The sequence below is a fragment of the Flavobacterium sp. UW10123 genome (assembly GCF_040538975.1).
Taxonomy (GTDB): Bacteria; Bacteroidota; Bacteroidia; order Flavobacteriales; family Flavobacteriaceae; genus Flavobacterium.
On record NZ_JBEWQE010000013.1, the window covers coordinates 161,823 to 174,276 of the forward strand.

Genomic DNA, 12,454 nt, shown 5'->3' on the forward strand with positions numbered 1-12,454 from the left:
ATAGCTGCATCATTATTTAATCGAAAATTTCGCGCGTTGAATTAACATAACTTTATTATTTGTTAAATATGTTTCAATTATTTTTGAAAGTTTAAAAACTTTTACTTACATTTGACTCATGGAATTCAAAGAAGCAAAAAATAAGTTTGTACAAACTTGGGGAGCGTTAGGTTCTCAATGGGGAATTAATAAAACGATGGCACAGATTCACGCTTTATTAATGGTTTCGAACGAACCTGTTTCTATGGAAGACATTATGGAAGAATTGCAGATTTCCCGTGGAAATGCGAGCATGAACTTAAGAAGTTTAATGGATTGGGGAATTGTTTATAAAGAATACAAAGCAGGAGAAAGAAAAGAATTTTTCACAGCTGAAAAAGATTTAGACGAATTGGCAGTTAAAATTTCCAGAGAAAGAAGCAAAAGAGAAATTAAACCTACTCTTAAAATCTTAAAAGAAGTTTCGACAATCAAAGCAAAAGATTCGGCAGAGGAAAAACATTTTGTGGATCAGACGACTAAACTATATGACTTTGTTTTAAAAGCAGATAATATGTTGGACAAAATGACTGAATTCAATGATAACTGGTTAGGGAAACTGGTTATGAAAATAATGAAATAAAAAAATTTAACCCAAACTTTCATTTTTTTCTGAAAGTTTAAAACTTTAAAAAACGATTAACATGAACTTCTTAAAAGCAGAATGGCAAAACTTAGCACTTTTCAATTATGAAATCAATGCTGAAATTTTAGAAAAACATCTTCCTGCAGGAACTGAGATTGATATTTGGAACAACAAATGCTATGTGAGCTTAGTTGGGTTTATGTTTAAAAACACCAAAGTTTTAGGATTAAAAGTTCCATTTCATGTCGATTTTGAAGAAGTGAATCTGAGATTTTATGTAAAACGTTTTGAAAACGACGAATGGAAACGCGGAGTAGTTTTCATTAAAGAAATTGTTCCCAAAAAAGCCATCACTTTTATTGCCAATACTTTGTATCAGGAGCATTATGAGACTCAAAAAATGAAACATGAAATCATTGAAAATAAAAATAACAATACTTTCATTTATCAATGGAAGAATGGCAAAGAATGGAACACGATTGAAATTGCAACCAAAAAAGATTTAAGCAAAATCGAAATTGACTCTGAAGCTGAATTCATCACAGAACATTATTTTGGATATACGAAAATTGATGAAGAAACGACTTTTGAATATGAAGTGACACATCCGAGATGGGAACAATTTGAGGTTTTAAATCATCGAATTGATATTGATTTCGAAAAAAATTATGGAAGTGATTTTGGATTTCTTCAAACTCAAAAGCCAACCTCTGTTTTCTTAGCTCAAGGTTCAAAAATTACAGTGAAGAACAAAAGGAAATTGCAGATACTTCCTGTTATGGAAGAAATTTACTAAACCTGAATGCAAAATTCGAATAATTATTAATCAATACAATAATTTCAAAAAATTGACTAAAATGAACAAACTCATAATCGCAGCCGGAACAGGTTTTCTCGGACAAGTTTTAGTAAATCATTTCAAAGATAAATTTGGCGAAATTATAATTCTGACACGAGGAAAATCTCAGACAATTGGCGGAATTAAATATGTAAACTGGAATGCAAAAACTTTTTCTGGATGGGAAAAAGAATTAGAAAACGCAACAGTTTTAATTAATCTTGCCGGAAAATCGGTTGATTGTCGTTATACGAAAAAGAATAAAAGAGAGATTCTTTGGTCTCGAATTGACAGTACAAAAATTCTAAACAAAGCGGTTTTGAATTGCAAAAATCCTCCGAAACATTGGTTGAATTCATCAACCTCAACAATTTATCGTTTTTCTTTAGACAAACAAATGGATGAAGTTGATGGCGAAATTGGAAATGACTTTTCTATAAATGTCGCTTTATCTTGGGAAAAAGCATTCTTTAAAACCGAAACTCCAAAGACAATAAAAACGGCTCTTCGAACTTCAATTGTTTTAGGGAAAAATGGAGGTGCTTTTATTCCGTTAAAGAATTTGGTGAAAATTGGATTTGGAGGAAAACAAGGAAGCGGCAATCAGTTTGTAAGTTGGATTCACGAAGATGATTTTGCCGATGCAGTTGATTTTATTATTCAAAAAGAAATTACTGGAGTTATAAATGTAGTTTCTCCAGAACCAATTCAGAATGCTTATTTTATGCATAAACTTAGAAAAGCCGTTGGTTTTCCTTTTGGAATTCCGATGAATAAATTCTTTTTGGAAATTGGATCATTTTTTATTCGCACTGAAACCGAATTGGTTTTAAAAAGCCGAAATGTAATTCCGAAACGACTTTTAGAAAATGGTTTTCGATTTAAGTTTAATGATATTAATAATGCTTTTAAAGATTTATTACACAAATGAAAACACAAAATGTAGATTGGAGTTATTTGTTTAAACATTCAATTTTTACCTTATTGTTAGCTCCTCTCATTTCACAAATATTGTATTATTTATACCCAAACCCTCATCAAACAATGGGACTTTTGGAACTTTATCCAATTACACTATTGATAAGCTTAATTTTCTCTACTCCTACATATATTTTCTATGCTTTTGCATATCGTATTTTATTTCAAAAACAAATTTCAAATTTGTATGCGAAAGGAATTCTAATTTCAATATCTATTGCAGGGATTTTCATTACCATGTATCTTGTAATAGGAAATATGTGGTTAGATTTTGCAGTCGCATATTCACTATCTTCTCTAGTAACTGGTATCTTTTTTAATTTAAATTTTGAAAAAGTAAAATAACGGTCATGACAACAATAAATCTCATAACTAAAATAAACGCACCAAAACAAATCGTTTTTGATACTTCAAGAAATATCGAAATTCACCAACAATCGGCAAATCCATCAAAAGAAAAAGCAATTGCTGGTGTAACATCTGGGTTAATCAATTTAAACGAAACAGTAACTTGGCGTGGCAAACATTTCGGATTTTATCTTACTCACAAAAGCCGAATTAGCGCAATGAATCTTTATGACTATTTTGTAGATGAAATAGAAAAAGGCAAATTCAAATTGTTTAAACATGAACATTTTTTTGAAGAGGAAAATGAAACTACAATCATGAAAGACAAATTGCAATATGAAACACCGTTTGGGATATTCGGAAAACTTTTTGATATTTTGTTTTTGGAAAAACATTTGACTAATTTCCTTTTAGAAAGAAATAAAATCCTGAAAGAGGTTGTCGAAAAAATGTAATTTACCTTATTTATTTTTAGAAAAATACCCTTGTTAAAAAAAACAATTCATTGAATTAAAATATCTAGTTTTTCTATACATTTACATACCAAAAACTATAATTATAAGTTTATGAAACAACTCTACTCATTAATTTTATTACTTTTATTTCCAACTATTTATTCTCAGAACCCCGCAGATATCGACATAACTTATGACTATGCAAACCATAACCTTTTCTTAAATGGCAATGTTAAAGATGGTGTAACATTACCAGATGGAAAAGCTATAATCATAGGAAACTTTACTGGATATTTTTTAACCAATGGTTCATTTAATAAAACAGGAAGTATAATCAGGCTTAATCCTGATTTATCTTATGACAATACTTTCAAACTAGGAACAAGGTTAACCGGAACAATTTATTCAATCGCAAAACAATCTACAGGAAAAATACTTATCGCAGGAAACCTCAATTCTCTGGATGGTAACGAATTGGCATCTTCGATCATTAGACTTAATGCAGACGGAAGTTTGGATAATACTTTTAAAAAAATAAATATTGGCATTATCAGTAAGATTCAAGTTGATGCAAACGATAAAATATATGCAATTTATGACCGCTCCTTATGGCGATTGACTGCAAATGGAGACTATGATTCTACGTTTTTAAACAATGGCAGTTTTTCAAATACACTTTATGCTTATGTCCCTAAAAGTGATGGAAGTTTTTACTTTGCGGGAGGAGGACTAGGTTTAACAATAAACAAACTAGATCCCACAGGTCGCTTCGACTCTACTTTTAAAAATGAAAATTATACTTTTGATTGTTCTATCGCTACTATGGCTCTTCAATCTGACGGAAAAATATTAATAGGAGGACAATTTTGGACCTATGGCGGAAAATATGCCCCTTCAACTATTTCTGTAAATCGTTTAGCCAGATTAAATCCTGATGGGTCTTTTGATAGTTCTTTTGTTTGTCCGGAATTAGTTGGTCAATATGAAGGATCTTGCACTGGTGGTAAAGTTACCTTCGTAATAGAACAACCTGATAAAAAAATATTGGTCGGAGGTGTATTTCCTCCTTACAACGGAGCTCCTTCGAGAAATTTAATCCGCTTAAATAGTGATGGAAGTATAGATAATACCTTTGTAACAGGAACAGGAACAAATGTGGGCATAAATTCAATTAGTCTCCGTCCAAATGGAAATATATTTGTTTGTGCATCTGATATCTCCAATCCAAACCAATATGTGCCATTAGTATACAATACTTATACCGTTGGTACTTTTTTTGAATTAGACAAAAACGGTACTTTATTACATCACGATAAAAGCACTGCTATTGATCCTCAAAAAATAATTAAAGGATTAGATGGTAAATATAATATTATTGGAGAATCCAGATCACCATACCATAGAGGCATAAAAACGATAGATACAGACGGGAAACTTTCATTAAATGCAAATTTATTTTCGGGATTCGACAATAAGCCAACAGGATGGTCAGGACAAGTGAAAGCTAGTTCTTGTTTAGACGGTGTTGTACAAAAAGATGGAAAAATTATAGTAGTCGGATATTTTGATAAATATAATGATGTTTTAGCAGATGGATTGATTAGATTAAATAGCGATTATACAATTGACACATCTTTTAATATTGGTCAAAGTTTTACATATAAATATGGAGAACCCGAGGTACACTCAGTAGCATTACAACCTGACGGTAAAATATTAATAGGGGGTTATTTTGATTCTTTTAAAGGAACACCTGTTAATGGTAAAATAATTCGTTTAAACTCTAACGGAACTTTAGACTCATCTTTTAATTACAGTAATAATGATGGCAATGCGGCATATCAAATTGAAGTGAAGACAGATGGAAAAATATTAATGAATGTATTTGGGTTAGTACGACTAAATAGTGATGGAACATTGGATACTTCATTTAATCCTGAACCTTACCCTGGTTATTCTTCAAAATTTGCTTTATTGCCAAATGGAAAAATAATAGTCCCTCATAACAATAAAATAAAAAGAATAAATAGCGACGGAACTATTGACCCCTCATTTAATTCATTAGAATTTGAAACTAGTATAAGAAATTCATTTGCCATTCAATCAGATGGAAAAATTTTATGTGCTGGTACCTTTAATATTTATAATGTTAACGGTGTTAAAGGTCTAATACGACTAAATGTAGATGGATCTGTAGATCAAGCTTTTAACACAGGTACTGGTTTTAATGGTCCTGTTGAAACTATTTTTATTGAACCAGACGGAAAAATTCTTGTAGCGGGATCGTTTACCAATTATAATGGTGCATGGTGTAATGGATCTGTAAAACTTTTAGGAGGAGATGCTTTTCTAGTAAGTGGCCAAAATAAATTTGATTCCAACAATAATGGATGTGATGCAAATGACACAGTATTTCCTAATTTAAAGCTGAATATTGCTTCAGGTGCTGTAAACACAGAGCTAATTGCTAATAAAAGTGGAGATTATGCCATTTCGCTGCCTTCAGGTAAACATACCTTTACTCCTAAATTAGAAAATCCTACTTATTTTAATATCAGTCCACAAAATGTAAATGTCGATTTTCCTTCACAATTAAGTCCTGCAATTTCTAATTTCTGTATAGCGCCAAATGGTGTGCATCCTGATTTAGAAATTATTTTAATCCCTATAAATGCTGCTATACCAGGTTTTACATCTAAATATAAAATACTCTACAAAAACAAAGGAAATCAACTTCAGTCTGGATCCGTTAACCTAACCTTTGATAATACTCTGTTAACTATAGTATCAACAACTCCTGCAGTATCAAGCAAAACTACAAATACCTTAAAATGGAATTTTAGCAATATGCTTCCTTTTCAAAGTGGAGAAATATCTCTAAGCATTCGCATAAACAAACCCACAGATACGCCACCAGCAGATTCTGGAACTGTTTTAAAATATAGCGCAGAAATCTTATCCTCTCTAACAGATGATACACCAACAGATAATATATTTAATTTTGACCAAATAGTTGTAAACTCACTTGATCCAAACGATAAAACCTGCTTGCAGGGAGCGTCAATTCAATCTTCAAAAATTGGGGAATATATTCATTATGTCATTCGTTTTGAAAATTCAGGAACTTACAAAGCGCAAAACATTACCGTCCGCGATATTATAGATACAAGTAAATTTGATATATCTTCCTTAATTGCCGAAGCAGGAAGCCATTTGTTCACTACAAAAATTTCTGAAGGAAATAAAGTTGAATTTTTGTTTGAAGGTATCAATTTACCATTTGATGATGCTAATAATGATGGATATGTTTCGTTTAAAATCCGAACTAAATCTAACTTAAAACCTGGAGATGAATTTAGTAACTCGTCCAGTATTTATTTTGATTATAATTCAGCAATTGTTACAAATACAGCCACTACAAAGATTGAAGCAAATTTGAGCAATCCAGATTTTTTAACTGATAACATCTTTACAACATATCCTAATCCAACGGAAGGTATTTTATTTATAAATCAACCAAATGACAATAAAATTAATTCCCTAAACATTTATAATGTATTAGGCCAATTGATAATAGCCTATCCAAACTTCAAAAATCTTTCTTCAATTGATGTTTCAAACTTAGCATCTGGGTCTTATTTTATAAAAATAAATTCTGAAAAAGGCACTTTTAATTCTAAATTCATTAAGAAGTAACAATAAAAAAACTTACATATTGTACTTAAGTAAAAACCGATGTTAATTCATCGGTTTTTACTTTTATAGCAGAACCACCATCAGCCACCAAAAAATCGGAACACTTTCTACCCAAAAGGAAGTATAATATTTGGAACGATTTGGATTGGCAAAAGCAATAAACAACATCAGCATGACGACCATAATCAAATTTATTACGGCATCATGATAATTGAATGTTGAAATAAAAACTTCTAAAAACCAAAACGGAATCAACAATAGAAATCCTAAAAGCTTGGTTTTCTTTACTCCTATTGTCTGAGGAACGGTTTGAAGATGCGGATCGTCATTGGCCAAATCTAAAATTTCAAAAACTAGAATCAGTACAAAAACCAGTATAAAACGCTGAATACATTTGATAAAGAAATCTGTCGTAAACGGAATTTCAGCATTTATTAATGGCAAAACTAAAGTTGCTCCAACCCAACAAAGTGCGACAATATAAATTTTTACGCCTGCCCAGTTTCTGGCATTTTTTCTATTTGGAAAAAAAGGTAAAGTATAAAGTGCAGTTATGGCAAAAATTCCGACAGAGACTATTTGCGTAATTCTTTTTAAATGGAAAAAATAATATCCGACTAAAACGACCGAAATAAAACTTAAAACAGCGATAATTTTTAACTGAGTTCCAATCGGATTTTTCTTTACGCGAACCAGCGCATCATATTTTACGAAATTATATCCTACAATTGTTCCAAAAAAAACAAAAAGTGCCATCGGCTCATCATATTGAATATGAAACACATGAAACGTTATTCGCACAAGTGCATAACATGATAAAGCCACATGAATACTGCTATTCAGGTAAAAATCTAAGAAGCGTTTTGATACTATCATACCTCAAATCTAATATTTTATTAACAAATCAAGTCTTTGATTAGAAATTTGATAAAAAATGAAGTTAAAAATACCTATTAAATTATTAATAATACTTAATTTTGCGCGACAAAAAAACAACACATTTACTTTTAAATGTGATTCGTACAGCAAAATGGTGCACGAACACATCAATTAAAAACATTAGATAGCTACATGAAAACAGATGCTTTTGCTTTAAGACACATTGGTCCAAGAGAAACCGATCTTCAGCATATGCTGAAAACAATTGGAGTTGACTCAATTGAGCAACTTGTTTACGAAACCCTTCCAGATGATATTCGTTTAAAAGCACCTTTGAATTTAGATCCTGCAATGACAGAGTATGAATTTGCAAATCATATTCAGGAATTAGGAAAGAAAAATAAAGTATTCAAATCGTACATTGGTTTGGGTTATCACCCAACAATCGTTCCGGCTCCAATTCAAAGAAATATCTTTGAAAACCCAGGATGGTATACAGCTTATACACCTTACCAAGCAGAAATTGCACAAGGACGTCTAGAAGCAATTTTAAATTTCCAAACTACAGTTATCGAATTAACAGGAATGGAAATTGCAAATGCATCTTTACTTGATGAAGGTACAGCTGCTGCAGAAGCTATGGCGTTATTATTTGATGTTCGCACGAGAGATCAAAAGAAAAACAATACACACAAATTCTTCGTTTCTGAAGAAATTTTACCACAAACTTTATCGGTTTTACAAACACGTTCAACTCCAATTGGAATTGAATTAGTTGTTGGAAACCACGAAACATTTGATTTTTCAAATGAATTCTTCGGAGCTATTTTACAATACCCAGGAAAATACGGTCAAGTAAACGATTATAGTGCTTTTGTTGCTAAAGCAAAAGAAAACGAAATCAAAGTTGCCTTTGCTGCTGATATTTTATCACTTGCAACTTTAACTTCTCCAGGAGAAATGGGTGCTGCAGTAGTAGTTGGAACAACACAACGTTTTGGTGTACCAATGGGTTACGGTGGTCCTCACGCTGCCTATTTTGCAACTAAAGATGAATACAAACGTTCTATGCCAGGTCGTATCATTGGAGTTTCTGTTGATACAAATGGAAACCGTGCTTTACGTATGGCTTTAGGAACTCGCGAACAGCACATCAAACGTGAAAAAGCAACTTCAAATATTTGTACTGCTCAGGTTTTATTGGCTGTTATGGCAGGAATGTATGCTGTTTACCACGGTCCAGAAGGTTTAAAATACATTGCAAACAAAGTTCACGCATCGGCTGTTACTACTGCTGAGGCTTTAAATAAAATTGGAGTTTACCAAACTAACTCAGCTTACTTTGATACAATCTTAGTAAAAGCGGACGCTCAGAAAGTAAAAGCTGTTGCTGAGAAAAACGAAGTAAACTTCTTCTATCCTGATGCTGAATCAATTTCGATTTCATTTAACGAAACAACCTCTGTTGCTGACATCAACCAAATCATTGCGATTTTTGCTGAGGCTTTAGGAAAAGAAACTTTCATCGTTTCTGAATTAAGTGAAGCTAGCCAATTACCGGCTTCATTAGAAAGAACATCTTCTTTCTTAACGCATGATGTTTTCAATAATCATCATTCAGAAAGTCAGTTAATGCGTTATATCAAAAAATTGGAGCGTAAAGATTTATCATTAAATCACTCAATGATTTCATTAGGTTCTTGTACAATGAAATTAAACGCAGCTTCTGAAATGTTGCCTCTTTCAATGCCAAACTGGAACAGTATTCACCCGTTTGCACCAGTTGAGCAAGCTGAAGGTTACATCACAATGCTTAAAAAATTAGAGCAGCAATTAAATGTAATTACTGGATTTGCTGGAACAACTTTACAGCCAAACTCAGGAGCTCAAGGAGAGTACGCTGGTTTAATGGCTATTCGTGCTTACCATATGTCAAGAAACGAAGGTCACCGTAATGTATGTCTAATTCCTTCATCGGCTCACGGAACAAATCCTGCTTCTGCTGCGATGGCTGGAATGAAAATCATTGTTACGAAAACGACTCCAGAAGGAAATATTGACGTAGAAGATTTAAGAGCAAAAGCTATTGAACACAAAGATGATTTATCTTGTTTAATGGTAACATACCCTTCTACTCATGGAGTTTATGAATCTTCAATTATTGAAATCACAAAATTAATCCACGATAATGGCGGATTAGTATATATGGATGGTGCAAACATGAACGCGCAAGTTGGATTAACAAATCCTGCTACAATTGGCGCTGACGTTTGTCACTTAAACTTACACAAAACATTCGCTATTCCCCACGGAGGCGGTGGACCTGGAGTTGGACCAATCTGTGTGAACGAAAAATTAGTTCCGTTCTTGCCAACAAACCCAATCTTAAATGTTGGTGGCGAGCAAGCTATTACTGCAATTTCATCTGCACCTTACGGATCTGCTTTAGTTTGTTTAATTTCTTACGGCTACATCACAATGATGGGAGCTGAAGGATTAAAAAGCGCTACAGAACACGCGATCTTAAATGCTAACTACATGAAAGCGCGTTTCGAAGGTCACTATCCAATTCTTTATACAGGAGAATGCGGAAGAGCTGCTCACGAAATGATTTTAGATTGCCGTTCATTTAAAGAAAACGGAATCGAAGTTGGTGATATCGCTAAACGTTTGATGGATTACGGTTTCCATGCTCCTACGGTTTCTTTCCCAGTTGCTGGAACTTTAATGATTGAACCAACAGAATCTGAAGATTTAGCTGAGTTAGATCGTTTTTGCGACGCACTTATTTCAATCAGAAAAGAAATCGAAGCTGCAACTGCTGATGACAAAAACAACGTATTGAAAAATGCACCTCACACATTAGCAATGTTAACTTCTGACTCTTGGGATTTCCCTTATTCTAGAGAAACAGCAGCTTACCCATTAGACTACATCGCTGACAATAAATTCTGGCCGTCTGTTCGTCGTGTTGACGATGCTTACGGAGACAGAAACTTAGTTTGCAGCTGTGCTCCAATCGAAGCTTACATGGAAAGCTAAAATTTAGTTTTTCTTATAAATATCCAAACCCGACAGATTTTAAAACCCTGTCGGGTTTTATTTTTGTTTCAGGTTTCAAGTTTCAGGTTTTAGGTTTCAGCATAACTTGAAACCCGAAACCTGAAACTTTTTTAAACCAAACAACAAAGAAGAAATCTGATTTAAAGAAACATAACTTTCTGCTAATCTTTTGTGAAATTATTTCAATAAAATTGAAATAATAGTCAAAAAAGATTGGTCTCCAAATCGTCTTCAATCGTTTGAAATCTAGGAAATATTAAAAAATCATTAGAAAAAAAACAATATATCAACCGAAAAATCGTTTTTTGACAATTATATGCATGCATAGTATTTTTTATGATAGTTATCATAATATTATTTATACATTAGCATTAAATTTATCGGATAATTAAAGGGAAATAATGAAAATAAAAATTATTGGTATTGGGAGCTATATTCCTAATCTAGAAGTAAAAAACACAGATTTTGATAAACATGTTTTTTTAAATGAGGATGGAACTCCTTTTGGTTATCCGAACGAAGTTGTAATTAAAAAATTTAAAGGTATTACAGGAATTGAAAATCGACGTTATGCTGAACCACAATACAATGCTTCTGATCTAGCTTTTTTTGCTGCTGAAAAAGCCATTGCAAATGCTGCTATTGATGCAGAGACTTTAGACTATATTATCATCGCTCATAATTTTGGAGATGTAAAACCTGGAACTACTCAATCTGATATTTTACCGAGTTTAGCAACACGTGTTAAAAACAAACTAGGAATTAAAAATCCTAAGTGCGTCGCTTACGATATTATTTTTGGATGTCCAGGATGGATTGAAGGTGTTTTACAAGCCAATGCTTTCATCAAATCTGGAATGGCAAAAAGAGTAATGGTAATTGGAGCCGAAACTTTATCAAGAGTTGTAGATGACCACGATCGTGATTCAATGATTTATTCTGACGGCGCTGGCGCTTCAATTTTAGAAGCCTCAACTGATGAAACAGGATTATTAGCTTACGAAAGTGCCACTTACGCAACTGATGAAGCTGGTTACCTTTTCTTCGGAAAATCATACAATAAAGATTTAGATCCAGACACGAAATACATTAAAATGTATGGACGCAAAATCTACGAATTTGCGTTAAGCAATGTTCCTTGCGCGATGAAAAGCTGTTTAGATAAAAGTGGCATCGGAATTGACGAAGTGAAAAAAATTCTTATTCATCAAGCAAACGAAAAAATGGACGAGGCGATCATCGAACGTTTCTACAAATTATACGACAAAACGGCTCCTAAAGACATAATGCCAATGAGTATTCACGATTTAGGAAACAGCAGTGTTGCAACCGTTCCTACTTTATACGATTTAATTCTTCAAGGAAAGGTTGAAAACCATGAAATCAATAAAGGTGATGTTCTTATTTTTGCTTCTGTTGGAGCAGGAATGAATATTAATGCTTTTGTTTATCGATACTAGCCACAGTTTGTAGTTTAACAGATTGCAAACTATGACTGAGACTGAAAACTAAAAAAGTCCGCGCTAATAAGGTGCGGACTTTTTTAGTATATTTGCGACCTAATTAAAATCA

At 32.8% G+C, this 12,454-nt stretch carries 9 protein-coding genes; 8 read left to right on the forward strand and 1 reads right to left on the reverse strand.

Annotated features, from left to right (window positions below; all coding sequences use genetic code 11):
• Window positions 1–118 precede the first annotated feature (118 nt).
• From ABXT06_RS16455 to ABXT06_RS16480, 6 genes are all read left to right on the forward strand, one after another.
• Window positions 119–622 carry a GbsR/MarR family transcriptional regulator gene (locus ABXT06_RS16455; RefSeq protein ID WP_354591709.1) on the forward strand — a complete coding sequence of 168 codons (504 nt, stop codon included), beginning with the start codon at window positions 119–121 and terminating at the stop codon, window positions 620–622.
• Window positions 623–683: 61 nt separating this feature from the next.
• Complete coding sequence (locus tag ABXT06_RS16460) at window positions 684–1,421, forward strand: YqjF family protein (RefSeq protein ID WP_354591710.1); 738 nt, start codon at window positions 684–686, stop codon at window positions 1,419–1,421.
• A 61-nt stretch (window positions 1,422–1,482) separates the two neighbouring features.
• The gene (locus tag ABXT06_RS16465) at window positions 1,483–2,394 is read left to right on the forward strand and encodes a TIGR01777 family oxidoreductase (RefSeq protein WP_354591711.1); all 912 of its coding nucleotides are present in this window, start codon (window positions 1,483–1,485) and stop codon (window positions 2,392–2,394) included.
• On the forward strand, window positions 2,391–2,786 hold the full coding sequence (locus ABXT06_RS16470) for a hypothetical protein (protein WP_354591712.1): 396 nt from the start codon (window positions 2,391–2,393) through the stop codon (window positions 2,784–2,786). The genes ABXT06_RS16465 and ABXT06_RS16470 overlap by 4 nt, the downstream gene beginning before the upstream one ends.
• Before the next feature lie 5 nt (window positions 2,787–2,791).
• On the forward strand, window positions 2,792–3,244 hold the full coding sequence (locus ABXT06_RS16475) for an SRPBCC family protein (protein ID WP_354591713.1): 453 nt from the start codon (window positions 2,792–2,794) through the stop codon (window positions 3,242–3,244).
• A 111-nt stretch (window positions 3,245–3,355) separates the two neighbouring features.
• Entirely contained in the window at window positions 3,356–6,940 is a 3,585-nt protein-coding gene (locus tag ABXT06_RS16480) for a DUF7619 domain-containing protein (RefSeq protein WP_354591714.1), read from the forward strand.
• Between the two features lie 63 nt (window positions 6,941–7,003).
• On the opposite strand, the gene ABXT06_RS16485 is transcribed toward ABXT06_RS16480, so the two are convergent.
• The gene (locus ABXT06_RS16485) at window positions 7,004–7,816 is read right to left on the reverse strand and encodes a UbiA prenyltransferase family protein (protein WP_354591715.1); all 813 of its coding nucleotides are present in this window, start codon (window positions 7,814–7,816) and stop codon (window positions 7,004–7,006) included.
• Between the two features lie 195 nt (window positions 7,817–8,011).
• Here ABXT06_RS16485 and gcvP point away from each other — a divergent pair, with 195 nt between their 5' ends.
• On the forward strand, window positions 8,012–10,861 hold the full coding sequence (gene gcvP, locus ABXT06_RS16490; RefSeq protein WP_354591716.1) for an aminomethyl-transferring glycine dehydrogenase: 2,850 nt from the start codon (window positions 8,012–8,014) through the stop codon (window positions 10,859–10,861).
• A gap of 422 nt (window positions 10,862–11,283) precedes the next feature.
• On the forward strand, window positions 11,284–12,342 hold the full coding sequence (locus ABXT06_RS16495; RefSeq protein ID WP_308068606.1) for a 3-oxoacyl-ACP synthase III family protein: 1,059 nt from the start codon (window positions 11,284–11,286) through the stop codon (window positions 12,340–12,342).
• Window positions 12,343–12,454 lie beyond the last annotated feature (112 nt).